21 protein-coding genes are annotated in these 25,807 nt (G+C 70.0%); 8 read left to right on the plus strand and 13 right to left on the minus strand.

The window, feature by feature from the left end; all coding sequences use genetic code 11:
* Positions 1–17: 17 nt before the first annotated feature.
* Together QTH87_RS24350 and QTH87_RS24355 are read right to left on the minus strand one after the other, a co-directional pair.
* On the minus strand, positions 18–1,367 hold the full coding sequence (locus QTH87_RS24350) for an adenylate/guanylate cyclase domain-containing protein (protein ID WP_286612790.1): 1,350 nt from the start codon (positions 1,365–1,367) through the stop codon (positions 18–20).
* 21 nt (positions 1,368–1,388) lie between these two features.
* The gene (locus tag QTH87_RS24355) at positions 1,389–1,787 is read right to left on the minus strand and encodes a cupin domain-containing protein (protein WP_286612791.1); all 399 of its coding nucleotides are present in this window, start codon (positions 1,785–1,787) and stop codon (positions 1,389–1,391) included.
* Positions 1,788–2,084: 297 nt separating this feature from the next.
* Here QTH87_RS24355 and kdpF point away from each other — a divergent pair, with 297 nt between their 5' ends.
* The 8 genes from kdpF to QTH87_RS24395 all read left to right on the plus strand — a co-directional run bounded on the left by kdpF (position 2,085) and on the right by QTH87_RS24395 (position 11,279).
* Positions 2,085–2,183, plus strand: a complete 99-nt coding sequence (kdpF, locus tag QTH87_RS24360; RefSeq protein WP_286612793.1) for a K(+)-transporting ATPase subunit F — start codon at positions 2,085–2,087, stop codon at positions 2,181–2,183.
* A 1-nt stretch (position 2,184) separates the two neighbouring features.
* Positions 2,185–3,900: a potassium-transporting ATPase subunit KdpA gene (gene kdpA / locus QTH87_RS24365; RefSeq protein ID WP_286612795.1), complete on the plus strand. Its 1,716-nt coding sequence runs from the start codon at positions 2,185–2,187 to the stop codon at positions 3,898–3,900.
* A 4-nt stretch (positions 3,901–3,904) separates the two neighbouring features.
* Positions 3,905–5,980, plus strand: a complete 2,076-nt coding sequence (gene kdpB, locus QTH87_RS24370) for a potassium-transporting ATPase subunit KdpB (protein ID WP_286612797.1) — start codon at positions 3,905–3,907, stop codon at positions 5,978–5,980.
* A 9-nt stretch (positions 5,981–5,989) separates the two neighbouring features.
* Complete coding sequence (gene kdpC / locus QTH87_RS24375; protein ID WP_286612799.1) at positions 5,990–6,583, plus strand: potassium-transporting ATPase subunit KdpC; 594 nt, start codon at positions 5,990–5,992, stop codon at positions 6,581–6,583.
* Positions 6,584–6,606: 23 nt separating this feature from the next.
* A complete protein-coding gene (locus tag QTH87_RS24380; RefSeq protein ID WP_286612801.1) occupies positions 6,607–9,345 on the plus strand; it encodes a DUF4118 domain-containing protein in 2,739 nt (912 codons plus the stop codon).
* Between the two features lie 3 nt (positions 9,346–9,348).
* Positions 9,349–10,035, plus strand: coding sequence for a two-component system response regulator KdpE (gene kdpE, locus QTH87_RS24385; protein WP_286612803.1), 687 nt, complete (start codon positions 9,349–9,351; stop codon positions 10,033–10,035).
* Between the two features lie 135 nt (positions 10,036–10,170).
* Entirely contained in the window at positions 10,171–10,533 is a 363-nt protein-coding gene (locus QTH87_RS24390; protein WP_286612804.1) for a DUF1428 domain-containing protein, read from the plus strand.
* Complete coding sequence (locus QTH87_RS24395; protein WP_286612806.1) at positions 10,530–11,279, plus strand: DUF899 family protein; 750 nt, start codon at positions 10,530–10,532, stop codon at positions 11,277–11,279. Before QTH87_RS24390 ends, QTH87_RS24395 begins: the two co-directional genes overlap by 4 nt.
* A gap of 166 nt (positions 11,280–11,445) precedes the next feature.
* Here the strand turns inward: QTH87_RS24395 and QTH87_RS24400 are convergent, their stop codons facing one another.
* The 11 genes from QTH87_RS24400 to QTH87_RS24450 form a co-directional block, all read right to left on the minus strand.
* Positions 11,446–11,946, minus strand: coding sequence for a GNAT family N-acetyltransferase (locus QTH87_RS24400; protein ID WP_286612807.1), 501 nt, complete (start codon positions 11,944–11,946; stop codon positions 11,446–11,448).
* 9 nt (positions 11,947–11,955) lie between these two features.
* Positions 11,956–12,498, minus strand: coding sequence for a dihydrofolate reductase family protein (locus QTH87_RS24405; protein WP_286612808.1), 543 nt, complete (start codon positions 12,496–12,498; stop codon positions 11,956–11,958).
* 71 nt (positions 12,499–12,569) lie between these two features.
* On the minus strand, positions 12,570–13,586 hold the full coding sequence (locus QTH87_RS24410; RefSeq protein WP_286612809.1) for a Bug family tripartite tricarboxylate transporter substrate binding protein: 1,017 nt from the start codon (positions 13,584–13,586) through the stop codon (positions 12,570–12,572).
* Positions 13,587–13,608: 22 nt separating this feature from the next.
* Positions 13,609–14,994: a sensor histidine kinase gene (locus QTH87_RS24415; RefSeq protein ID WP_286612910.1), complete on the minus strand. Its 1,386-nt coding sequence runs from the start codon at positions 14,992–14,994 to the stop codon at positions 13,609–13,611.
* A 42-nt stretch (positions 14,995–15,036) separates the two neighbouring features.
* A complete protein-coding gene (locus tag QTH87_RS24420; RefSeq protein ID WP_286612811.1) occupies positions 15,037–15,702 on the minus strand; it encodes a response regulator in 666 nt (221 codons plus the stop codon).
* Positions 15,703–15,742: 40 nt separating this feature from the next.
* Complete coding sequence (locus QTH87_RS24425) at positions 15,743–16,762, minus strand: Bug family tripartite tricarboxylate transporter substrate binding protein (protein WP_286612814.1); 1,020 nt, start codon at positions 16,760–16,762, stop codon at positions 15,743–15,745.
* Between the two features lie 100 nt (positions 16,763–16,862).
* Complete coding sequence (locus tag QTH87_RS24430; RefSeq protein ID WP_286612815.1) at positions 16,863–17,840, minus strand: Bug family tripartite tricarboxylate transporter substrate binding protein; 978 nt, start codon at positions 17,838–17,840, stop codon at positions 16,863–16,865.
* Between the two features lie 71 nt (positions 17,841–17,911).
* On the minus strand, positions 17,912–18,664 hold the full coding sequence (locus QTH87_RS24435; RefSeq protein ID WP_286612817.1) for a tRNA-uridine aminocarboxypropyltransferase: 753 nt from the start codon (positions 18,662–18,664) through the stop codon (positions 17,912–17,914).
* Positions 18,665–18,696: 32 nt separating this feature from the next.
* Complete coding sequence (locus QTH87_RS24440) at positions 18,697–20,328, minus strand: D-alanyl-D-alanine carboxypeptidase/D-alanyl-D-alanine-endopeptidase (protein ID WP_286612819.1); 1,632 nt, start codon at positions 20,326–20,328, stop codon at positions 18,697–18,699.
* Positions 20,329–20,338: 10 nt separating this feature from the next.
* Positions 20,339–21,565, minus strand: coding sequence for a M23 family metallopeptidase (locus tag QTH87_RS24445; RefSeq protein ID WP_286612821.1), 1,227 nt, complete (start codon positions 21,563–21,565; stop codon positions 20,339–20,341).
* A gap of 70 nt (positions 21,566–21,635) precedes the next feature.
* Positions 21,636–25,697: a G8 domain-containing protein gene (locus QTH87_RS24450; RefSeq protein ID WP_286612823.1), complete on the minus strand. Its 4,062-nt coding sequence runs from the start codon at positions 25,695–25,697 to the stop codon at positions 21,636–21,638.
* Positions 25,698–25,807 lie beyond the last annotated feature (110 nt).

Below are 25,807 nucleotides of genomic sequence, written 5' to 3' on the forward strand. Positions count from 1 at the left end.
GCGCCACGCGTGCCGGCTCAGGCGCTATCTGCAATGGCCCGAAACAGCGCCCAGTCGCCGGGCAGGCCCTTCAGGGACTGGATGCCGCGCGCCTCGAAACGCAGGCCCGAGCCCGCCACCAGGTCCTTCACGGTCGTCGACACCAGCACCTCGCCGGCGCCCGCATGCGCCGAGATGCGCGCACCCACGTGCACGGCCATGCCGCTGACCTTGGAGCCCGCGCTCTCGACCTCGCCGGTGTGCAGGCCGGCGCGCAGGTCCAGCCCCAGGGCCTTGACCTCGCGCACCATCTCCACCGCGCAGCGCACCGCCCGCGCAGGGCCATCGAAGGTGGCGAACAGGCCATCCCCCGCGGTGTCGATCTCGCTGCCTCGGTGTGCCTGCAGCGCGCTGCGGCCGATGGCATGGAAGCGCTGCTGCAGGTCGCGCCACGCGCTGTCACCCAGGCGCACGGCCAGTTCGGTGGAACCGACGAGGTCGGTGAAGAGCACGGTCGCCAGCCAGCGCTCGTCGGGGCGGGCTTCGGCACGGACGGGGCCGGAGACGCCGAATCGCATGATGCCTTCGACCAGCCGATCGACGTCGCCCGTGAAGGGAAGATGGTCGTTGCCCGGCAGTTCCAGGTATTCGGCGTCGGGCACGTGATCGGCAAGGTAGCGCCCGTTCGCGACATTGACCGCGCGATCGCCCCGCCGATGAACGATCAGGGTCGGCCGGCGCACCTGCGGCAGGATGGCGCGCACGTCGATCTGGTCGTTGGCGACATGCAGCCGCCTGATCGCGCTCGGCGAGGTGCTCTGCCGCTGGTAGCGTGCCACGGCTTCGCAGAAGTCGGCATCGCCGACGCGGCTGGGTGCAAAAAGGCGAACCGATTCCGGCTTGCCCCAGATCGCTGCCGTGCTCTGAAGGGTCTGCTCGATCGTCGGCCGGTACGGATAGTCCGGTGCCCATGAGAAGCGGGCCATGGAGCCGAGCAGGATGAGTCGCTCCACCAGTTCGGGATAGGTGGCCGTGAACAGCGCGCCCATCGGTCCACCCTCCGAATGGGCCAGCAGCACGGCGCGCGTGGAGCCGGCAGCACGCATCACGTCGCGCACGTCGTCCATGCGCTGCTCCAGGGTCGGCACGCCTTCGAAGCGGTCGGAGAGGCCCTGGCCACGCTTGTCGAACATGATCACCCGAAAGTGGGCGCCAAGCGCGCGCAGCATCCGCGCGTAGTCCGGGTCCAGCCAGTTCATCTCGATGTGCGAGACGATGCCTGGAACGAACACCAGGTCGGTCGCGCCGTGCCCGAAGACCTGGTACGCGATGCTCAGACCATCGGATTCGACGTACTGCGTACGAGGAACGGGAATCTCGGTGCTCATGGGCGGCGTATCCGTCAGCCCTCAGGGATCGTTGACGGTCGCATGGTGCGCCGGCATGAGCACCTCGAGCAGTTCGCAGTCGTCGGACCAGCCCACCACCGTGTGCCGGATGCCCGGTGGCTGCACCCAGCACGAGCCGGCGACGAGCCGGCGCGGCCCGACGCCTTCGAAGTCGGTCTCGAACCAGCCCTTGAGGCAATAGACCAGCTGGAACTGGACGTCGTGGTGATGTCGCACGCTCAGTTCGGTCCGGAACGGCGCAGTCATCCGGATGACGTGGGCTTCGGCCAGGCCGCCGGTGGCTTGCGCGACCCCCAGGTCGCGATAGGCCGAATAGTCGCGCAAGCCATCGGCCTTGAAATCGGCCTCGTCGTGATGGCTGATCGTGAAGTACTGCTGCGCAGGGGTCAGTGGTTCCATTCGCCCTCCGGTGAATCGTTCGCGCGCCGATCTCACTCCAAAAGCTTCCCGCTGGCAAGTACGGCAGGGCCGCTCCGGACTGCCCGCCCGTTTACGCTTCATTTACACCCCACCCCGAAGTCTCTTCCCCATCTTTACGTCGCTTTGCCGAGACTGGGCTTCCTGTCTTTTCGAGGAGCGATGCATGGATTTCATCTGGTTGGGCGCGCTGGCTGCGCTCTGGGGCGTGGCGGTGGCGCTGGTGTCGGGACTCGCGCGGGTCGATGGCCCGGGCGCAAGCGACGGCAAGGTGCGGCAATGATCGGCCTCGAACTGCTCTATGGCGCCGCTGGCCTGGTCGCGGTCGGCCTGTTCGCGTACCTGGTGTTCGCGCTGATCTGCGCCGAGGAGTTCTGAGATGGACGCTTCGGCCTGGAGCCTGTTGGCCGGCTTCCTCGTCGCGCTGCTGGCGCTCGCACTGCCGCTCGGCCGCTTCCTTGCCGCGTTGTGCGACGGACGTCTGCCGCGCTGGATGCAGCGCGTCGAGGCACCGCTCTACCGGCTGTCCGGCACGTCGCCGGAAGCAGCGATGCCCTGGAAGCACTATGCGCTCGCCCTGCTCGCCTTCAACGCGATCGGCGCGATCGCGGTCTACGCGCTGCAGCGCCTGCAGGCATGGCTGCCGCTCAATCCCGCGGGCATGGGGCCGGTGTCGCCCGACTCGGCCTTCAACACCGCGGTGAGCTTTGTCTCCAACACGAACTGGCAAGGCTATGCGGGCGAGACCACGATGAGCCACCTGACCCAGATGCTGGGCCTGGGCGTGCAGAACTTCCTTTCGGCCGCCACCGGTATCGCGGTCGCCTTTGCGCTGAGCCGCGGCTTCGCGGCCAGACGCACCGACGGCCAGGGTCGGGTCGGCAACTTCTGGGTCGACATCACGCGCATCACGCTCTGGCTGCTGCTGCCGCTCTCGTTCGCGCTGGCGCTCTTCTTCGTGAGCCAGGGCGTGATCCAGACCTTCGAGGCCTCGCACGCAGTGCAGACGATGGAGGGCGCAAGCCAGAGCCTCGCGATGGGGCCGGTCGCCTCGCAGGAAGCGATCAAGATGCTGGGCACCAACGGCGGCGGCTTCTTCAACGCCAATTCGGCACACCCCTACGAGAACCCGACCGCGCTCGCCAACTTCGTCCAGATGCTGGCGATCTTCCTGATCCCGGCGGCCCTGTGCCTGGCGTTCGGGCGCCTCGTCGGCGACCGCCGACAGGGCTGGGCACTGCTGGCCGCGATGACGACGATGTTCGTGGTGGCGGTCGCCGTGCTGCTGCCGGCCGAGCACGCCGGCAATCCGCTGCTCGCCGCGCTCGGCGCCGACCAGTCCGCCAGCGCGCTGCAGGCCGGCGGCAACATGGAAGGCAAGGAAGTGCGCTTCGGCATCGACGCCTCGGCGCTGTTCGCGGCGGTGACCACGGCCGCGTCCTGCGGCGCGGTCAACGCGATGCACGACGCGCTCACGCCGCTCGGCGGCATGGTGACGCTGGTGCTGATGCAGCTCGGCGAGGTGGTGTTCGGCGGCGTCGGCAGCGGCCTCTACGGCATGCTCGTCTTCGCGATCCTCGCGGTGTTCATCGCCGGCCTGATGATCGGCCGCACGCCGGAGTACCTGGGCAAGAAGATCGAGGTGCGCGAGATGAAGCTGACCTCGATCGCGATCCTGGTCACGCCGATCCTGGTGCTCGCGGGCACCGCCCTGGCGGTGGCCACGGGCGCCGGCACGGCCGGCATCGCCAACCCGGGCGCCCACGGCTTCTCCGAGATCCTCTATGCACTGAGCTCGGCCGGCAACAACAACGGCAGCGCCTTTGCAGGGCTCTCGGCCAACACCCCGTTCTACAACGCCTTGCTGGGCCTGGCGATGTGGCTCGGCCGCTTCGGGGTCATCGTGGCGGTGCTGGCCATGGCCGGTTCCCTGGCGGCCAAGAAGCGGCTGCCCGAGACCGCGGGCACCCTGCCCACGCACGGCCCGCTGTTCGTGTTTCTGCTGATCGGCACGGTGCTGCTGGTCGGCCTGCTCAACTACGTGCCCGCGCTCGCGCTGGGCCCGGTGGTCGAGCACCTCATGCTCTGGAAGTAGGCCCATGAAGACAACCCAAACCGTCGCCGGCAGCTCGCTGCGCGATCCCGCACTGCTGCGAACCGCGCTCCGCGGCGCCTTCGCCAAGCTGAGCCCGCGCACGCAGTGGCGCAATCCCGTGATGTTCGTGGTCTACGTCGGCAGCATCCTGACCTCGCTGCTGTGGCTGCACGCCAGCGCCTCCGCAGGCGCCAGCGGCATGCGGACCGGCTTCGTGCTCGCCATCTCGGTCTGGCTCTGGTTCACCGTGCTGTTCGCGAACTTCGCCGAGGCCCTGGCCGAAGGCCGCGGCAAGGCACAGGCGGCCTCGTTGCGCGGGCTGCGCAAGGACACCTGGGCCAAGAAGCTCAAGGCGCCGACGCGCGACGCCGGATTCCTGCCGGAACTGGCGCCGAACCTGCGCAAGGGGGACGCGGTGCTGGTCGAGGCCGGCGACGTGATCCCGCTCGACGGCGAGGTCGTCCAGGGTGCCGCCTCGGTCGACGAAAGCGCCATCACGGGCGAGTCGGCGCCGGTGGTGCGCGAATCGGGCGGCGACTTCTCGGCCGTCACCGGCGGCACCCGGGTGCTGTCCGACTGGCTGGTGGTGCGCATCTCGGTGAACCCCGGCGAGTCCTTCCTCGACCGCATGATCGGCATGGTCGAGGCGGCCAGGCGCCGCAAGACCCCGAACGAGGTCGCGCTCACGATCCTGCTGGTGGCACTGACCCTGGTGTTTCTCATGGTCACGGTCACGCTGCTGCCGTTCTCGATGTTCAGCGTGGCCGCGGCCGGCGCTGGCACGGTGGTGTCGCTGACCGCGCTGGTCGCGCTGCTCGTGTGCCTGATCCCGACCACCATCGGCGGGCTGCTGTCGGCCGTCGGCGTCGCGGGCATGAGCCGCATGATGCAGGCCAACGTAATCGCGACCTCCGGCCGCGCGGTCGAGGCGGCCGGGGACGTCGACGTGCTGCTGCTCGACAAGACCGGCACCATCACCCACGGCAACCGGCAGGCCGCCGCCTTCCTCCCGGCTCCGGGCATTTCGCCCGATCGGCTGGCCAGGGCGGCGCTGGTCGCGTCGCTGGCCGACGAGACGCCCGAAGGGCGCAGCATCGTCGCCCTGGCCGCACGCCATGGCGTGCGCGAAGCCGGCGCCGAGGGCGCGCACTTCGTGGCCTTCACCGCGCAGACACGCATGAGCGGCGCCGACATCGGCGACCTGGTCGTGCGCAAGGGCGCCATCGACGCCGTGCGCCGCCACGTCGAGGGACTGGGCGGCGCGATGGCGCCCGAGCTATCGCATGCGGCCGACGAGGTCGCGCGGCGCGGAAGCACGCCGCTGGCGGTTTCGGAGGGCGACCGGGTGCTCGGCATCGTCGAGCTCAAGGACATCGTCAAGACCGGCATGGTCGAACGCTTCGCCGAGCTGCGCCGCATGGGCATCAAGACCGTGATGGTCACGGGCGACAACAAGCTCACGGCCGCCGCCATCGCGGCCGAAGCGGGCGTGGACGACTTTCTCGCCGAGGCCACGCCGGAGGACAAGCTGGCGCTGATCCGCCGCTACCAGGCCGAAGGCCGCCTGGTCGCGATGACCGGCGACGGCACCAACGACGCGCCCGCGCTGGCGCAAGCCGACGTCGCGGTGGCGATGGGCAGCGGCACCCAGGCCGCGAAGGAAGCCGCCAACATGGTCGACCTGGACTCCGACCCGACCAAGCTGCTCGAGGTGGTCGAGACCGGCAAGGCGCTGCTCATGACGCGCGGCTCGCTCACCACCTTCTCCATCGCCAACGACGTGGCGAAGTACTTCGCGATCATTCCGGCCCTGTTCGTGTCCACCTATCCGCAGCTCGGGGCGCTCGACGTGATGCGGCTCGCGAGCCCGTCCTCGGCGATCCTGAGCGCGGTGATCTTCAACGCGCTGGTGATCGTGTTCCTGATTCCGCTGGCACTCAAGGGCGTGCGCTTCCGCCCGGTCGGCGCCGCGGCACTCCTGCGCCGCAATCTCGCGATCTACGGCCTCGGCGGCCTGGTCGTTCCCTTCATCGGCATCAAGGCGATCGACTGGCTGCTCGCCGCCGCCGGCCTCGTCTGAAAGATTTCCATGGCTCCCACACCCATCCTTCGTCCGGCGCTGGCCGTCTTCGCCGCGCTCACGCTGGTCACCGGCGTGCTGTATCCGCTCGCCGTGACCGGCGCCGCGCAGGCGTTCTTTCCGGCGCAGGCGGCCGGCAGCCTCGTGCTGCGCGGGGGCACGGCGATCGGCTCGACGCTGATCGGGCAGGCGTTCAAGGACCCGGGCAACTTCTGGGGCCGCCCCTCGGCCACCGCACCCGCGCCCTACAACGCGGCCGCCTCGGGAGGCGCCAACCAGGGTCCGTCGAATCCGGCGCTGGTCGACGCGGTGAAGGCGCGCATCGAGGCCCTGCGCGCCGCCGACCCGGGCAATACGGCGGCGGTGCCGATCGATCTCGTGACGACTTCGGCCAGTGGCCTGGACCCGCACATCAGTCCGGCCGCAGCGCGCTACCAGGCGGCGCGCGTGGCGCTGGCGCGCGGCATGCCGGTCGCCGACGTGCAGCGGCTGGTGGATCTGCACACCGAGGGCGCACGCTGGCGCTGGCTCGGCGAGCCGCGCGTCAACGTGCTGGCGCTGAACCTCGCGCTCGAGGCCGCCGCCGCGGGCAAGGGCGGTTGAGCTAACCTGTCCGTCGCCCGCCCATGAACGAAGCCTCACGTCCCGATCCCGATGCACTGATCGCGCAGCTGCGCGGCGAACAGGCCGCCGCTGGACGCGGCAGGCTGCGCATCTATTTCGGCGCCAGCGCGGGTGTCGGCAAGACCTGGGCCATGCTGAGCGCCGCACAGCGCGAACGCGCGACCGGGCGCGAGGTACTGGTCGGCGTGGCCGAGACGCACGGGCGCGCCGAGACCGCGGCGCTGCTCGCAGGGCTGGCGCAACTGGCGCCGCGGCAGCTGTCGCACCAGGAACGCACGCGGCCCGAGTTCGACCTCGATGCGGCTCTGGAGCGCCGGCCGGCACTGCTGCTTGTCGATGAACTCGCACACAGCAACGCACCCGGGTCGCGCCATGCCAAGCGCTGGCAGGACGTGCAGGAGCTGCTCGCGGCCGGCATCGACGTCTGGTCCGCGCTCAACGTCCAGCACCTCGAGAGCCTCAACGGCACCGTGGGCAGCATCACCGGCGTGCGCGTGCGCGAGACCGTCCCGGACTCCGTGCTCGACGAGGCCGACGAGGTGGTTCTGGTCGACGTCACACCCGACGAACTCGTCGCACGGCTCGCGGCCGGCAAGGTCTACCTACCCGACCAGGCCGCGCAGGCGGCGCGCAACTTCTTCCGCAAGGGCAACCTGATGGCGCTGCGCGAGATCGCGTTGCGCCGCACGGCCGAACACGTGGAAGACGACATGCGGGGCTGGCGCATCGAACAGTCGGGCACGAGCCCCCTGCAGGCGTGGAACACCTCGGGCGCGATCCTGGCGTGTGTCGGTCCGCACGACGACGACGCCCAGACCGTGCGAACCGCGGCGCGGCTGGCAGGCCAGCTCAGCGTTCGCTGGCATGCGGCCTACGTCGAGACGCCGCGCCTGCAGCAGCTTGCCGCCAGCGAGCGCGACCGCATCCTCGCCACGCTCAAGCTCGCCGCACAGCTGGGTGCGGAAACCGCGGTGCTCACCGGCGCCGACATCGCGCAGCAACTGGCAGCGCAGGCGCAGCGACTCAACTGCGCCATGCTGGTGATCGGCCGGCCGAAGCCCGCTGCCGGCTGGCGTCGCGCCTGGCCTCGGGCGTCGATCGCACGCGCGCTGGCGCGGCAGGCGCCGGCAGTCGACATCGTGGAGGTCGGCCACGCCGCCAGCGCCCGGCAGCTGCCGCGCGAGCCGCTCGGCCACGGACGCTTCGGCGGCCGCGACGGCGCCATGGACGACGCGCAAGGCCTTGTGCGCGCCCGCTGGCCGGCCTACGCCTGGACGGTGGCCACCAGCGTGGGGGTCACGCTGCTCGCCTCCCCGCTCGCGGGCGTGCTGGAGCTGGCCAACATCGTGATGCTGTTCCTGCTCGGCGTGATTGTCGTCGCGCTGCGCCATGGCCGCGGGCCGGCGGCGTTCGCGGCCGCGCTGAACGTTGCAGCCTTCGACTACTTCTTCGTGCAGCCTCGGTTCTCCTTTGCCGTGAGCGACGTGCAATACCTGCTGACCTTCGTCGTGATGCTCGGGGTCGGGCTGCTGGTGGGGCAGCTCACGGCCGGCCTGCGCTTTGCCGTGCAGGTGTCGGCCAGTCGCGAGCGCCGCGCCCAGTCGCTGTTCGAACTCACGCGCGAGCTGTCGGCGGCGCTCGAGACCCGCCGCGTGGTCGAACTGGGCGCCGGTGCCGTGCAGGACCACTTCGGTGGCCAGGCGCTGGTGCTGGTGGCCGACGCGAACGACCGGCTGGTGCAGCCGGCGACGGCACCACCAGGCTTCGATGCCAGCGTGGCGGACTGGGCCTTTCGGCAGGGCCAGCCGGCCGGCCTCGCCACCGCCACGCTGGCTGCGCAGTCGTGGCACTACATCCCGCTGCGGGCACCGATGCGGGTGCGCGGCGTGATGGCCCTGGAACCCGCGCGGCCGCGCTGGCTGCTCATCCCCGAGCAGGCGCAGCAGCTGGAGACGCTGGCCAGGCAGATCGCGATCGCGCTGGAGCGGGTGCACTACGTCGAGGTCGCGCAGACGGCGCTGGTCGAGATGGAGTCCGAGCGCCTGCGCAGCGCGCTGCTCGGCGCCATCTCGCACGACGTACGAACGCCGCTCACCGCGCTGATCGCGCTGGCCGAATCGCTGCAGGCCCTGCCACCCGACCAGCACGGGGCCGCGGCGCAGGCGATCGTGGCGCAGGCGCGCGCGCTCAGCGCGCTGGTCGACAACCTGCTCGACATGGCGCGGCTCGAGAGCGGCGGCGGTGCGGTCAGCCTGCGGCGCGACTGGCAGTCCGTGGAAGAGGTGGTGGGAACGGCCATTCGCGCCGCGGCACCTGCGCTCGGCGGTGTCAGCGTGCAGACGGCGCTTGCCGCCGACCTTCCGCTGGTCGAATTCGACGCGGTACTGATCGAGCGCGTGCTGGTGAACCTGCTCGAGAACGCAGCCAAGTACGGCGCGCCGCCGATCGTGGTGAGCGCGCGCCCGACCGATGCGGCGCTGGTGCTCGCCGTGCGCGACCACGGCGCGGGGCTGCCGGCGGCATCGCGCGGCCATGAACAGGCGCTGTTCGACAAGTTCACGCGCGGCGATGCCGAGTCGCCGACGCCGGGCGTCGGGCTCGGCCTGGCGATCTGCAAGGCGATCGTCAGCGCCCATGGCGGCGAGATCGTCGCGGCCGATGCGACGGGCGGGGGCGCCGAGTTCACCGTCACGCTGCCGCGGCGTGCACCGCCCGCCCTGCCGGCCTTCCCCGATACTTGAGCCATGCCGCAGCCGACCGCCATCGTGATCGAGGATGAGCCCCAGATCCGTCGCTTCGTGCGCGGCGCGCTCGAGGCCGAGGGCTGGCAGGTGCACGAGGCCGCGAACCTGCGAGATGGCCTGGCCGCGGCCGGCACGCGCCAGCCCGACCTGCTGGTGCTCGACCTCGGCCTGCCCGACGGCGACGGCGTGACGCTGATCCGCGACGTGCGCGGCTGGTCCGGCGTGCCGATCATCGTGCTGTCGGCCCGCAGCGACGAATCAGACAAGATCGCAGCCCTCGACGCCGGTGCCGACGACTACCTGACCAAACCCTTCGGCACCGGCGAGCTGCTGGCGCGGGTGCGTGCCAATCTGCGTCGGCCGCGCGCGGGAAGTGGCGAGCCCGAGGCCGTGTTCCGCTTCGGCCAGGTCGAACTCGACCGCGCCGCGCGCGTGGTGCGTCGCGCCGGTGCCGAAGTCCATCTCACGCCGACCGAATACAGGCTGCTGTCGGTTCTTGCGGCCAACCCGGGCCGCGTGCTCACGCAGCGCCAGCTGCTGCGCGAGGTGTGGGGTCCCTCGCAGGCCGGGCAGAGCCACTACCTTCGCATCTACATGGGCCACCTGCGGCAGAAGCTGGAAGCCGATCCTGCCCAGCCCAGGCACCTGCTGACGGAAACGGCCGTCGGCTACCGGCTCGTGCCCTAGCGGCGGCGCATCGGAGCGCCTGCCCCTCGGACGCGGTCTTGTCTTACACCGCAAGCGCACGGACCGCCGCAAGGTTTCAGCCCCGTTTTTTCAAACCGGCCGGTGCCTGGCCGTTGTCCAAAAGGAGCAGACCAGATGAGCTACATCGACGGATTCGTGATTCCCGTGGCCTCGGGTGACCGTGAGCGCTACCGCGCCGCAGCGCAGAAGTTCCATGAGAAGTTCAAGGATTGCGGTGCCCTGCGACAGGTCGAGTGCTGGGGCGACGACGTGCCCGACGGCAAGCAGACCGATTTCAAGCGGGCCGTGGATGCCAGGCCCGGCGAGGTCGTGGTCTTCTCGTGGATCGAATGGCCGTCGAAGGAGGTCCGCGATGCCGCCAACAAGAAGATCATGGAAGACCCCGACATGAAGGACATGGACATGCCCTTCGACGGCAAGCGCATGATCTTCGGTGGCTTCGAGCCGATCTTCGACACCGCGAACAGGAAGGCATGAAAGCGCGGCCTCCAGTGGCGGCCTCGATCGAGGCGTCCGGCCTGACGTCGTCACTCGTTTCATCGGCAGAGCTTGCAAAGCGGGCGAGCAAGCCCTACCCCAACGACAGCGACGCCTATCGGGAGGCCCGGACGGCCCTGCTCGAAAAGGAAATCGACCTGCGCCGGCAGATCTGGCGCGTTGCCGAGCAGCGCCGCGCCCTGCCGCCCGGCGGCGAGGTGACCAAGCCCTATGAGTTCCTCGACAAGGACGGCAAGTCGCATGGCCTGGCGGACCTGTTCGGGCCACACGACACGCTGATCAGCTATTTCTGGATGTACGGCCCGGCGCGCGAGCGGCCCTGCCCCATGTGCACCACATTTCTCGATGCGCTCGATGCAGCGAACCGCAGCCTCGGCCAGCGGGCAGCGGTCGCGGTGCTGGGACGCTCGCCGGTGTCGCGCCAGCTGGCCTTCGCGGTCGAACGCGGCTGGCGCTTTCTCGATTTCCACCAATGCGTCGGCGATGACTTTCCGACCGACTATCGCGGCCTGCACGCCGATGGCCAGGAATGGCCGCAACTCGACGTGTGGACCCGGCAGGGCGAGACCGTGCGCCACTTCTGGGGCGGCAGCGAGGCGGACGGCACCAACGATCCAGGCCAGGACGCGCGCAACGCGCCGGATCCCGAGGCGCTGTGGGCGATGCTCGACCTGACGCCGGGCGGACGCGGCACGAACTGGTATCCGAAGCTGTCGTACGGCTGAGCCGCGCGGCAGTCCGGGGCGCCATGACTCAGCCGGCCCCGGCTCCCCATTTGGCCGGGGTCCGTGTCGCACACCGACTGCGAGAAGGTCCAGCGATGCCCGCCCGGTCCTCGCAGCTGTATTGGCGCTCGCCGAAGAGAGGCATCGAGCGACTCGCGAGCAGGGCTTACGGCTCGTCGCTAAGCAGCGCCATCGCATAGCTGTCCGCGTATTCGCCGTCGACCCGGAAGGACCGTCGCTGGAGGCCTTCGACGACGAAGCCGAGGCGCTCGTAGAGCGCCTTCGCGTTGTGGTTGTCGGTTCGTACGGTGAGCTCGATGCGGCGGAGTCCGCTTGCCCACGCGGCCTCGATCGCCGCTCGCATCAGTGGCTCGCCGATGCCTCGCCGGCGCGCCGACGGCACCAGGCCGATGCCGAGCGTGCCGACATGGGATCTCGCCTGACCATGCGTGGGCAGGACATCGCACCAGCCCACGACCTCGCCATCGAGCAGGGCGATGCGCTGGCACCAGCCGTTCGCGATGATCGACGCATAGAAGGCCCGGCATTCCTCTATCGACGGCGCTTCGGTGAAGGCGAGGTATCGCTTCTCCCGCGCCACCGAGTCGAGGGCACGCCGCAGGCCGTCGAAGTGCCGCGGTGCCAGGGCTTCGACCGACAGCCTCATGCGAGGCCCCTAGGCGTTCGGCTTCGCGGTGGCCACCGAGTAGCTCAGTTCCGCGAACCCCGGCCCCACGAACTTCGCCTCGCTGAGCCGCAGCGACGGCGACACGATGCGTCGGGGCAGCAGCGGCTGGCCCGCACCCAGCGTGACCGATCCGACCTGGACGATGATCTCGTCCAGGAGGCCCGCGTCGTGGAACTGCCCGACCAGGTCGCCGCCACCGACCAGCCAGATGTTCTTCTCGCCCGCGGCGCGCTTCATCGCTTCGTGCACCGGCCTGACGTCGCCGCGAACGAAACGGATCTCGGCGCCTGCCATGCCGGCCAGTTCACGGTGGCTGAACACCCAGGCCGGCTGCGTGTACGGCCAGGTCGGCACGTGGCGCAGCATCCATTCGTAGGTCGACGCACCCATCGCGAGCGCGCCGACACCCTGGATGAACTGCGGATAGCCGGTGTCGTTGATGTCGCCGAGCGGGAACAGCCATTCGAGCGAGTGGTCCTCGGTGGCGATGAAGCCGTCGAGGCTGCTGGCGGTGTAGTACTGGGTCTTCATGGGCTGCGCGCCTTCCGTCAAGTCGGAAGGCGGATGGTAGCCGCGCATGAAGGCGCCTGGACCGGCGCCGACTAGCGGCTCCACCTTCGCAGCCCGAGCTCGGTCGCGAGCTTCGCGTACTGCGCGAGGCTCGTCGCCACGTAGGCCTCCAGCGCAGCGCCGGTGAGCGAGAACGGGTACAGCCGATGGCGCTCGCGCAAGGCGGGAAAGCCGGGCGCGGCCATGGCCTCGCGGAAGGCGTCGACCCAGGCCCGCAGCGCAGGCTCGGCCACCTCGGCGCTCATGTAGACGCCTCGCACTGTGGGCCACACCAGGTCGACCTGCTGCGACCGTGCCGTGGGAATGCCGGTGAGCCCTCCGCCCAGCGCGGATTCCGAGAGCACCGCGAGGATGCGCACGGCTGCGCCCGCCGCGATCGCCTGCAGCGCCTCGGCCGCGTCGCCCGGAAACACGTCGACATGCTTGCCCTGCAGCGCGTTGAGCGCGTCGCCGCCCCCCTCGAAGGAGACGAAGCGCATCGACTTGGGATCGCGCCCGGCCGCTCGCAGAAGCAGCGCGGCCTTGACCCAGTCCTGGCTGCCGACCGTGCCGCCGGCGCCGAACACCACGCGCGAGGGCTCGCGACGCAGCGCCGCCATGATGTCCGCGAGCGAGCGGAAGGGCGAATCGCGGTGCACGGCGACCACGCCGTAGTCGGTGCCGAGCGCCGCGATCCAGCGCGCCGCCGACGCCGAGTGCGGACCGAAGCGCCCCTGCGCGATGTTGAGCAGCGAGCCGCTCGAGAACGCCACCAGCACCTCGGGTCCGCCGAGCCGCCCCGTGGCGATGCGGTCGAAGGCCACGGCGCCGATGCCGCCCGGCAGGAAGCTCTGCGCCAGCGGCGGTCGGCCCGGCCGCACCACCTGCAGGCTGTCGCGCGCCAGTGCGCAGGTCAGGTCGAAGCCCCCGCCGGCCTTGGCGGGGATCACGCACTCGGCTGCGGCGTTGCTGGGATCGTCGCCGGCTGCGGCCCGCACCCGGGTTGCCACGCCAAGGCCGGGCAGCAGCACCAACGGCAGGGCCCGCAATGCATCACGACGCTTCGGCATGAACTCGGGCATCGTTGCTGACTCAGCTTTCCCGCGCCGGCCACCAGAGCGCGGCGTGCAATCCCCGGCTGCCCTCGCGCGCCCGAAGCTCCAGCTCGCCCTGGTGGCGCTGCGCGATCGAACGCGCAATCGCGAGACCCAGGCCCGAACCGCCCTGCCCTGCACGCGCACCGCGTACGAAGCGCTGGCCCAGAGCCGCGCATTCGGCCTCGCTCAGCCCGGGCCCGCTGTCCTCCACCGCGACCCGCCAGCCGCGCGGCTCGCGCGAGGCGAAGAGCGTGACGCTGCCCTGCGGCGGCGTGTAGTGGATGGCGTTGACCACGAGGTTGCCGAGCGCCTCGCGCAGCAGGCCCGCATCGGCCAGCGCCAGCAGCGACTGCGCGGGCGGATGGATGCCGAGGTCGATCTGCCGCGCGCGCGCGAGCGGCAGCAGGTCGACTGCCACTTCGCGCAGCAGCGCCGCCAGATCGACCGGCTCGAAGGCCAGCGCTACCGTGTCGCTGCGGCCCAGCGCGAGCAGTTGCTGCGTGGTGCGCGTCACCCGGCCGATCTCCACGCCCAGTGCATCGAGCGCGGCGTCGACCTTGGTGCGGTCCTGCTCGCGCTGTGCATAGTCGACCTGCATCTGCAGCGTGGTGAGATGGGTTCGCAGCTGGTGCGAGGCATCGTCGAGAAACTGGCGCCGCTGCGCGATCAGTTCCTGCGTGCGCGCCATCTGCTGGTTGACCGCGTCGACCAGCGGTCGGATGTCCGCGGGCAGGTCGGCGTCGGCGATGCGCGTCATGTCCTCGGGCTTGCGTGCCTGTACCTCGCGCGCCAGCCGCGTCAGCGGGCGCAATGCCGCGGCCAGGGCCACCGCGGTGCTGAGCAGCAGCAGCGCCAGCACCAGGCCGTCGCGCAGCGCAGCACGGCGCACGAAGCGATCGGTGAACTCCTGCCGCGAGCGCGTGCTCTCGCCGACCTGGATCAGCACGCTGCGCTGCGGGCTGCCGGCAGGTGCGCGGTCGAGGTCGCGCCGGTAGGCCGCGAGCCGCACGGGTTCGCCGAAGTAGCTGGCGTCGTAGAACTCCGGCACGCCGGGCCGCAGCGCGGCCCGAGGCTCGGGCAGGTCGGCGCTGCCGAGTTCCACCAGCCCGTCGGAGGTGGCGACGCGAAAATAGACCTGCCCGCTGGCCGTGAGCTCGAAGAACTCGAACAGCGTGTAGGGCAGCTCGACCGCCAGTCCGCCCGAGGCCGTGGAGATGTTGGCGTCGATCGACTTGAGCGCGCCCAGCACCGAACGGTCATATGCCGCGTTGGCGGCCGCCAGCGCGTCGTGGCGGGTCATCCAGAGCTCGACGCCGGTCACGAGCACCAGCAGGGGAAGCAGCAGCAGGGCCAGGCGCTGCCGCAGGCTGGCGCGCCGCATCCAGCGCGCCGCCGCCGCGAACGGGAGCCGCAGCGGCTTCAATCAGCCGGCCTCCAGCGCATAGCCCAGCCCGCGCAGCGTGGTGATACGCACGCCGCTGCCGTCGAGCCGCTTGCGCAGACGGTGCACGAAGACTTCCACCGCTTCGGGGTGCACGTTGTCGTCGTCCGAGAACACGCGCTCGAGGATCTGCAGCTTGGAAAGCGGTTCGCCGCTGCGCTGGGCCAGCACGCGCAGCACCGCCAGTTCGCGCGGCGACAGCGACAGCAGTTCGCCGTTCAGCGAGAACTGCTTGCGGGCGCCGTCGTACACCAGCGGGCCGCATGCCAGGCGCGGATGCTCGACGCCGCGCGCGCGCCGCACCAATGCCTGCAGGCGCGCCTCGAGTTCGGCCAGCGCGAACGGCTTGGCAAGAAAATCGTCGGCGCCCGCGTTCAGCAAGGCCACCCGCTCGGACAGCGAATCGCGCGCCGTGAGGATCAGCGTCGGCAGCCGCTGGTCGCGTTCACGCAGCCGTTGCAGCACCTGGTGGCCGTCGAGGCCGGGCAGGCCGAGGTCGAGCACCAGCGCGTCGAAGTCGTGCTGCTGCAGCGCGCGGTCGGCCAGGCGACCGTCGTCCACCCACTCGACCTGGATGCCGGCGTGCTCGAGCGCCTTGCAGAGCCAGGTGCCCAGGGTGTGCTCGTCTTCGGCCAGCAGGATGCGCATGGGCCGATGGTAGATGGCTGGCCGCCGCTGCGTTGCGGCTTCAGTCGGGCTTGATGTTGGCGCGCGCGATCACGGTCTTCCAGCGCGCCTGCTCCGAGGCGATGAACTGCGCGAACTGCTCGGGCGTGCCGCCGATGGATTCGGCTGCGTCGCCGCGCAGGCGTTCCAGGGCAGCCGGCGCGCGCACCGCCTTCATGGTCTCGGTCGAGAGCTTCGCGACGTTGGCGGGCGCCATGCTGGCCGGCGCCAGCATGCCGTACCACTGGGTCATCTCGAATCCCGGGTAGCCCTGCTCGGCCACCGTCGGCACATCGGGCAGCTGCGGCAGCCGCTGGGCCGATCCGGTCGCGATGCAGCGCACCTTGCCCGACTTGATGAACGGAATGATGGCCGCCGCACCGATGGCGGAGGCGTCGAGCCGGCCCGACAGCAGGTCGGTCAGCATCGGGCCGGTGCCACGGTACGGCACGTGCAGCATGAAGACGCCCGAGGTCATCTTGAGGTATTCGAAGGCCAGGTGACCCGCGCTGCCGTTGCCGGCCGAGCCATAGCTCAGCTTGCCCGGCTTTGCCTTGGCATACGCGATGAACTCCTTGAGGTTCTTCGCCGGCACGTCGGGATGCACGACGTAGAGGCTCGGTACCTTGGCCAGCAGGCTGACCGGCTTGAAGTCCCTGTTGGCGTCGTAGGGCAGCTTCTCGAAGATGAACGGGTTGACTGCCAGCGTGCCGATGTGTCCGAGGATGATCGTGTGCTGGTCGTCGCTGCGCGCGACCTCGGACATCGCGATGTTGCCGGCGGCGCCGGGCTTGTTGTCGACGAAGACGCTCTGGCCCAGAGTGTTCGAGAGTTCGGCTGCGGTCGAGCGGGCCACGATCTCGGAGCTGCCACCCGGCGCGAACGGCACCACGAAGCGCACCGACTTGGTCGGCCAGGTGCCCTGCGCCGTTGCCAGGCCCGGGAGCAGCCCGGCGAGGCCCAGCGCGCCGCCGGCCTGGAGGAAGCGGCGTCGCGGCGAAAGTCGTTCGGCCGCGGTCTCGCGGCGGTGGTCTGCAAGCATGGGGGTCTCCGTCGATTCTTTGGGAAGACCCGCATGTTGCGCGCACGAAGCTTTCGGAATGCTGTCGGCGCCTTCCGCAAGTGCGCGAGGCGCGTCGCAGCTACTGCGGCACCAGCCCCGCAGCCTTCACGAGTTCGGCATGGATGCGGGTTTCCTCGGCGATCACCTGCGCCAGCGGCCGCGTGTCATCCACCGCCGGCTCCATGCCCACTTCGAGCAGCCTTGCCCTGGCGTCGCCGCGCAGCAGCGCTTTCACGGACTTGTCGAGCCGGTCGAGGATCGGCTGCGGTGTCTTCGCCGGTGCCAGCAGCCCGATCCAGGCCGACAGCACGACGTTGTCGACGCCGCCCTCCTTCAGCGTCGGGATGTTCGGCGCCGACACCGCGCGCTTCTCGCTGAGCACGCCGACCGGATGCAGCTTGCCGGCCTTGATGTGCGGCAGGGCCTCGGGCAATGGCGCGAACGCCATGTCGACGACGCCACCCATGAGGTCGGTGATGGCGGGCGCGCCGCCCTTGTATGGCACGTGCAGCAGGCGGACGCCGGTGCGGCTCTCGAACATGAGGCCCGCGAGATGCTGCGGGCTGCCGTCGCCCGAGGAGGCATAGGTCAGCTTGCCCGGATTGGCCTTGGCCGCCGCGAGCACGTCGGCCACGGTCGCGAATCTCGACTTGTCGCGCACCACCAGCACCATGGCCTGGTTGACCAGCTTGGTGACGGGCACGAAGTCGGTCTCGACGTTGTATGGCAGCGTCTTGAAGATGCTGCGGTTGGTGGTCAGGAACGAGGCCGGCGATACCGCGAGCGTGTAGCCGTCGGGCGCCGCGCGCGCCACCACCGGCATGCCGATCTGGCCCGAGGCGCCGGCCTTGTTGTCGACCACGAAGGGCTGGCCGAGGTCGGCCGCGAGCTGCTGGCTGACCAGCCGCGCCACCATGTCCACGCTGCCGCCGGCCGGCAGCGCGACGATGACCTTGACCGGGCGGCTCGGCCAGGCGTCCTGCGCGGCGCACGGCACGCCCGCGAGCAGGCTGGAGGCGGCGCCGAGCGCCATCAGGAAAGACCGGGTGAAGGACATGGCGTGGACTCTGTGGTTGTTGCGGCGGCACTTGCAGTTTCCATGCCGACTGCGTTGCGGCTGCAATCAATCTACCGCGGCGGCAGCGGCCCCGCAACATCGCGCAGCCGCCGATGCGCCGGGCCATCCCACGCCACCGGCTGCTGGTTCTTCGCCTGCAGGTAGTGGTGCGTGAACACCGCGAGATAGGCCTCGAGCGTCTGCGCGGCCACGTCCTCGCCCGCCAGGCTCATGCACTGCGCTGCGACCTCGCTGGTGCAGAAGTGGTCGTCGCGCCCGGAGCGGCGCAGCCTGTACTGCGAGGCCTGGTCGGTTTCCAGGCTCAGCACGGGCAGCGCATCGAGGTAGGGGCTGCGGCGGAACATCTTGCGCGCCTCGGTCCAGGTCGCGTCGAGCAGGATGAAGAGCGGTCGCCGGCCGCCTTCATCCGCCTCGGTGCCATCGGAGCGCGGCACCGCGTGCACCACCCGCTCGGGCGCCGCGTACTGCCCCGGAAACACCACGCAGGGCTGCCACCGGGGATCGCGCAACAGCGCCAGCAACGCGGGGTCGCATTCGGTGCGCGCCCAGCCGAAGGCGAAGGTGTCGGCCACCACGTCGGCAATCAGCCAGCCCGTGTTGCTGGGCTTGAGCGGCTCGATGTCGGCCATCAGCAGGCACACGCCGGCACGCGTGGGTACCGACGGCCGCGCCGTGCACATGCAGTGGCTGGTGGCCAGCCTGCAGCCGGCGCAACGCTCGCGCTTGAAGCCGCCGCGGGCGAGAAAGGGCTTGGCGCTGCGCGCCAGGCGGGCGGCGCGCAACAGGGAGACGGCGTGGGGCATGGGCCATTGTCGGGCTCCGACGCCTCCCGAACTCAGTGCAGCTTCCAGAGCAGCGCCGAAATGGTTCCGAAATCCTGGAACACCGGCAGGATGTCCTCCACGCCGTGGATCACGCCGACGTCGTTGACCGCCAGGGTGAACGCCAGTCGGGCGCCACCCCTCATGTCGATGTAGCCGGCCAGTGCCTGCGCGCGAAGGATCGCGCCGCGCTCCGAGCCTGCGACGAAGGTGCCGGTCTTGGCCTGCACCTGGCCCCGGGCGCCGGCCAGGGCCGGGTCGGCTTCGAAGTCCTTCACGAACCCCAGCGAGCCGTCGATGCCGAGCTGCGGCAGCGCGTCGCGGAACGCCGCGAAGCTCGGCCGCTTCCGCATGCCGGCAAGCAGGGTCGTGACCGCCTCATTGGTGGCGGTCGTGAGGTCGCCGCCGCTGCCGTCGACGAAGTACAGGGCCGCGGGCTGGATGCCGAACTGGCTGGCGAGCAGTGCCGACTCCACCGCCTGTGCGCCCGCGCGCGTGGTCGCGCCCTGCGTGAGGCCGAGCAGCATGAGACTGGTGTCCGCGCCGAGGTTGTAGCTGACCTTGAGGATGAGTCGGGCGAAGTCGCGATACGGATGCGACACCAGCTCCGCGACGCGCGCACCGTCCGCATACGACGCAGCCGGCGGCAGCAAGGGCGCGGGGTTGCGGGCCACCGCCGGCGCGCCGGCCGCAACGCCCTTCCGCGCCAGCGCCTCGATGAACACGGTGCGCGCATAGGTCGACGGGTCCGTGATGCGGAAGGTGCGGATCAGCGGATAGCTGTCCGTGAGCGGCGGCACGAAGCCGGCCGGCAGCGAGCCCGCGACGCGTCCGAAGCACGCGGCGGCGCCGAGGCAGGTCGGCAGCTCGGGCTCAAGCTCGATCTGGAGCGCGCTGCCCTGCGCGCCCGGCACGAGTGCGGACTGGACGCCGAAGGCCTGCGACTTCGGACGCCAGTCGACGCCGGCCTTGCTGTCGATGACGACGTCGACCACGTCGTCGTTGACGAACATCGGGCTGACCTTGAACTCGCCGCGGAAGTCGAAATGCTCGAACAGGCGGTCATCGACGATGACCTCGCCGGTCACCTGGCGAATGCCGGCAGCCGCCACCTCGGTCGCCAGCCGATCGAAGCCTGCGAGCGGGTCGGGTGTGCTCAGGGTGGCGTTGCCGAGCGCGTTGGCCTCGTTGTGATCCTGGTTCGGGATCGCGAAGCTGCCGTCCGCGTTGGTGCGGCCGCCCATCGCGAGATCGCCGCTCGCGACTACGATCAGGTCGCCATGCAGCACGCCCGTCGCATCGACGGTGCCGCGCCGATAGACCGGCGTGCGGAACACATGACCGGGGCCCAGCGCCTCGAGCGCGAGGCCGACCGAGAACAGCTTGCGCACCGAGCCGATCAGCATCGGCTGCCCGGCCTGCTTGTCGTAGAGCACGCGGCCGCTGTCGAGGTCGACCACGCGCAGGGCCCACTTCGCCTCGCGGTACACCGGCTTGTCCATGATCTGCGCGATGGCCTCGGGCACTGGCTGCACGGTGCTCGGCAGCGGCAGCGCTGCGTTGCTGCTGCCACCTCCGCCGCAGGCTGCGAGCGCGCAGAACGCCGCGGCAAGCGCGAGCACGCGATGGCGATGGATGAAGGTCATCTGGGCCGATTCAGGACGGAAGGTCGACGATCCAGAGATCGAGCGGCATCGCGTTCTGGCGCGGGCCCGGCTGCGCCACCGGTTCGAGCGCGACCGGCGTGCCCTGGCTGCTGGCCTGGTCGTAGGCGGCCGTCGACACGCCACGCTCGGAGGCGCTGAAGCTCTGCATCAGGAAGGGCAGGCCGTTCGAGGCCAGCGGTGACGGGCTGTCCATCACATGGAAGTGCAGATGCGGCTCCGAGGAATTGCCCGAGGTGCCGACCTGCCCGAGGACCTGGCCGGCGCGCACCACGTCGCCCGCACGCACGCGCACCGAGCCCGGCACCATGTGCGCGAACAGCGCGAAGCGGCCGCCGCCCAGATCCAGCACCACATGATTGCCATCGGCCTGCTCGATCGATATCGAATCCGGCAGGGCTCCGGGCGGCGTATCGGGCAGGCCGTCCAGGGCCGCGACCACAGTGCCGTCGGCGACCGCGTAGATCGGCTTGCCGTAGATGACGTAGCTGGCCGGCAGCCTGGGGTCGCCGACATAGATGCGGCCCTGTGCATCGAGCTGTTCCCAGTCGATCGCGAAGCGCTGCGCCGTGTACAGCTGGCCGTTGAGCGGCAGCGTCGCCTGCACGTGGCGCGTCGAGTCGCAGCAGCCGTCGCCCGCGATGTAGCGGGTGCCGCGCAGCGGCGAGCCGAGCACCAGCGTCGTCGCAGCCGCGGGCGCGATGCGCCCTGCAATCTCGACCACGGTCGCGCTGGCGCCCGTGCCTCCCGTGTCGACCGTGAGCCGGTGCGCGAGCGTGGCCGGGATCGCCGCGGCGTCGGCCAGCTTCACGTGCATGTAGAGCAGGCCGACCTGCGACGCGCCCAGGCGGCCCTTGACCGCGGCGCGGTCCCGCACCACCAGACGCTGTGCGATGTCGGCCGCACTCAGCGTGGCCACGGCGCTGCCGCTGGCCGCATCGAGCACATCCAGTCCCTGCAGCGCGACGACGCCGCCCGTGAAGTTGCCGAGTTCGAGTTCGTAGACCAGGTGCATCTGGCCGTCGGAACCCTTCACGGGCACCGGCGCGTTCAGCACGCGCATCGTGACCGGCGTGACCTGCATGGCCGGCGGGCCGTTGCCCGACTGCGCATTGGCGGGCGCACCGAGCAGCGCGAAGCGCGAAGCGGACGAACCGCCGCCGCCGCAGGCGACGAGGACGCACAGGGCCGAGACGGCCAGCCAGAGAGAGCGTTTCATGAGCGGGGGCCTGTGGCCCGACTTCGGTTTTCTATGTGGATGAGGAGGCCCGCGATATGCCGCTGCGGCCTCATGCGGGCTTGGCCATGCAGATCTGCGCCATCGGATCGATCTGCGGCGCGGGAGCGCGACGGGCGGAGAACCACTCGCCCGACCAGCGCGAGGCGGCCGTGGTGCCGGTGGCCAGCCCATCGCGCAGCCATTGCGCCACGCCGGGCGTGGAAGCCTCGCGCTTCGCACCGAGCGCGGCGACCGGCGTGGCCCTTACCGGCGGCTGGGTGATCGGGCAAGACTCCTTGTTCGACAGCCAGCGCTGGTAGGTCTTGCCGTCACGCACCACCGGGTCCGCCCGCGGCTCCACGATCGGCGAAGGGCCGCTCGTGACCACGAGGCCGAGACGGTTTCCGAGCGGCGGCTCGGGCAGGGAATACCCGTTCGGGCCGTAGAGATTGCCGCCCGCGAGCGCCTCGCAGTTGGCCGGGCCCGGCACGTAGTTGGGATCGTTGAGCTCCACCGAGTAATTGATGCAGCCCTGCGGCGGGCAGGAATAGTAGGTGTCGAGCTCGTCCTTGCCCGGGCATGCCGGGTCGTCGCCGGGCAGGCCGCGGCAGCTGCCGAGCGGCGACGGCCCGTGCGCGTTGGGGCTGGCCTGCTGCACGTAGAGGAACAGCATGCCGGTCTGGGCATCGAAGAAGAAGTTGCGGCCGCCGTTGGCCGGCGTGCCGTCGGCGTTGGTGAGCGCGGCCAGGCTGCCAACCGCCGTCAGCTGCTCGCGCGGGAAGACGCAGACCCGCTTCGTGCCGTCGCCCTCGGCGCTCGAGCCGGCCGGACACACGCCGCCGGCCGGCATCGCGGTCACGCCTTCGGCCGGGCAGCCGGTCACGGGGTTGAGATTGGCCTTGCCCCCCTGGTCGTCGAGGTTGTGGCAATGCTGCCCGCCACGCCGATCGACCAGCCTGTTGAAGTACTGCTGCAGCAGCGCATTGTCGAAGCTCACGCTGCCGCCCCCCCAGGACTTGTAGCCTCGCACCACCTTGATGTTGGCGCCGCTCGGCGGAGAACCGTTCGGATTCGAATAGCAGATGCCCAGCCGCGTATAGAAGGGCTTCGTGTCCATGGCCGGCTTGACGGCATCGGTGAATCCAAGGCGCACGATGGCCGGCATGCCGGGCGTGACCTTGGCCTGCCCGGGCGCCGTGGTCGGTACCGCGCGCACCGTGTAGCCGTAGCCGCTGGCCACCTTCGGCTCCCAGATGCCCTGGCGGTTGCGGCTCATCAGCGACATGCGCTGGTGCACGCCCGCATCCATCGAATCCTTGGTGAATTCCATGTTCTGCCATATGGGCCCGGTGGGGTCCTGGCCCTCGAACTCCAGCGTCGCCATGTTGGCGGCCGAGATCAGCGAGGTCGCGCGGCCCTCGAACTTCTCGTCCTGCGGACCGGTTGCGAGGCATTCGTCGACCGAATTGCCGGCGCGGTTGAACGGCAGGTTGTTGAGCGAGATCGGGAACTCATCCGACACCCGCACGCCATTCGCATCGACCACCACGTAGCCCGTGAGCGTACCGTCGAGATCGATCAGCGCGGTGTTCATGTCGCCGTCGCGGAAGTCCCCCTGGTTGACCTTCTCGGTGTAGATCTGGTGTCGCAGGTCGACGTTGTCGAAGCTGAGCGCGCGGCTGGTCGATGCGGTGGGATAGGCGCTCTGGTTGTTCTGGAACCAGCCGAGGGCGGCATCGCCCTCGTAGACGCCGGCGGTCGGATCGGGCCAGGCCACGAACTTGCCGAGCAGCGTGGTGTCGTCGTTGGTCAGCAGCGGCTTGATGTCCTTCAGATAGTTCACGAAGTGGTTGCGGAGGATGCGCACCGGGCCGTCGTAGATCATGTAGCCGGCCGAGTTCCAGCGCGGCGTCTGGTAGCCCTTCTCGAGCAGTTCGTTGGCTTCGGGATTGAGGTCCACGCAGCCTTCACCCTCGCCGAGGTCGTGGCGCGCGCAAGGTCCCCAGCGGTCGACGTTGTTGGTGCTGAGGCCGACCAGCACCGAATCCTTCAGCAGCGCCCACACGCCGGGCGAATTGCCGTCGTTGCCGCCCGAGCTCACCAGCGAGACCGAGTCGCGGTTGGTGGCGAAACGCCCGCCTTCCACTGCGGTCCACGCAGGCCGCATCCAGACCCCGCGGTTGCGGATGCGGGTCGCGGTGAAGCCGTGGAAATGCGCGATCACGTTGAGCGTTTCGGCCTCGGCGGTGGGCTTCCCGCCCAGCGTCGGGAACAGCTGCTCCGACACCGCCGCAATGTCGGTCTCGCCGAACAGGCCGTCGTAGCAGCCGTGCACGCGGTTGTTGCGGAACTCGCCGACTTCCTCGAACTTCTGGTTGCCGTTCGCGGGCGGCACGTACCAGTAGCCCTTGCCGAGGCCCTGGCAGCCGGCGATCGAGTTGCCCTTGAGCACGGTACCTGGATTGCCGATCCAGAAGCCGCTCGACTGCTCCATGTAGAACTCGTCGCCGATGCACGGCGGCGCGCCCGGTATCTGGCTGGTGGGCCGCGCGGCCGTCAGCGCACCGCTGCGATTCGGGTCGCGCACGAAGCAGCGCCCGTGCGAAGGGTTGAGCTGGTTGTCGGTGTTGGGCAGGTTGAGGCCGTGGTAGCCGTTCTGCTTCGCGAGGTAGTCGCCTTCCCAGAAGTTCAGATAGTCGAGATCGTCGGCGGTCCGGCGCGAGGTCTTCGCGATGCCGAACGAGTTGCTCATCGCACCGATGCCGAGATTGCCGATGAACTGGCCACCCTGCTCCTGCGCCATCTCCTGGTAGAACAGATGGCCCACGGCGCGCGCGCAGACGTTGTTGCTGACCTTCACGCCCTGGCTCATGTGCACCGTCACGCACTTGTTGTAGCTGTGGTGGATGCTGTTGCTGTCGATCAGGTGCGGCCCGGCCTGGCCGGTCATGTGGAAGTGGATCGGGTAGCTGCCATTGCGCGCCTTGCCGAACTTCTCGAGCTCCACGCCCTGGATGCTGGCCTCGGCAAAGCCCGGCAGCAGCCGGATCTCGCCACCCCAATGATGGTTCTGGTTCTTCGGATCGTCTGTGGCGGAAGCGGTGCGGGCCGTGAAGGTGATGCTGCGGCTCACGAGGCCGACCTCGCTGCGCTCGTCGACGCCGTAGTTAGTGCGGGCATCGGCGCCGAAGTTGGCCTCCGACGGCAGGCCCGGGTCGGCGCCGCCGAAGTGGTAGTGCCGCAGGGGCTGCACCAGGGTGACGACGCTGCCGCCACCCGCGGGCTCGATCGACTGGATCTGCACGAATTCCGATTCGAAGGGGCTGAAGCTGGAGGTGGCGACCACGATCCAGTCGCCCGCCTTCCAGCCCGCGCTGCCCTGCGTGACATCGGCGGCCAGATGCAGGCGGCGCTGGCCGCCCTCCGCGACCGGTGCACCGATCTTCTCCTGCGTGGTCTGGTAGGCAGCCGGGCCCGCGGGCTGGCTCAGGTAGGTCCAGCTGACGCCCTTCGGCGCCACACCCTTGGCGCCGAACAGGCGCAGGATGCCGCCGGCCTGCAGTTCGATCCCCTTGTCGGCGCCGCTGCCCATGGCGGTCGGATCCTGGGAGGTCTGCGAGCCCGTGAAGGTGATGCGCACGCGCTGCGTCGGATTGTTGTCGCCGCCGATCGGGCATGCCGCGGTGCCGAGCGAAAGCACGCCGGCCACGGCGATGCCGGTGGTCTCGATTTCCAGCACCTCGCCGTTTTGCGGCGCGGCCAGCTTGCCGTTGGCTGCGATCGTGATCTTGCCCAGGGCGTCGGCGCCCGTGAAGGAGCGGTCGATGACCACGGTCGGGCCGCAACCGCCGGCCCCGCCGATGGTCACGTTTCGCTGGGCATCGAGGCACGAGGAGAGCCCCACCTCGTCGCCCTCCTTCGCATGAGTGGAAAGCGCGCCCTTCTCGCTGCTGCCGGCCGGGCCATCGAAGGCGCTTGCGCACACTGCGGGCACGCCCCCGGCGCTCGCAAGCAGCGGGATGTTTGCGCCATCGGACCCGCCGCAGGCCGCCAGGCACAAGGTGGCCAGCGCAAGGCTGCCCTTGAAGAAATCGATCATGTTCACCCCGCCAGCCCGCAGGAGAGTCGACATGGGGCTGCCTTCTCCGCTCACGCCAGATTTGGGCTTGCATGCTAGGCGCGCGCGCGGTGAACGGCACTGCCCGAATCCGCCAATCACTTGCCGAAGGCGCCATGTGGCAG

Source organism: Variovorax jilinensis (genome assembly GCF_030316885.1).
Taxonomy (GTDB): Bacteria; Pseudomonadota; Gammaproteobacteria; order Burkholderiales; family Burkholderiaceae_C; genus Variovorax; species Variovorax jilinensis.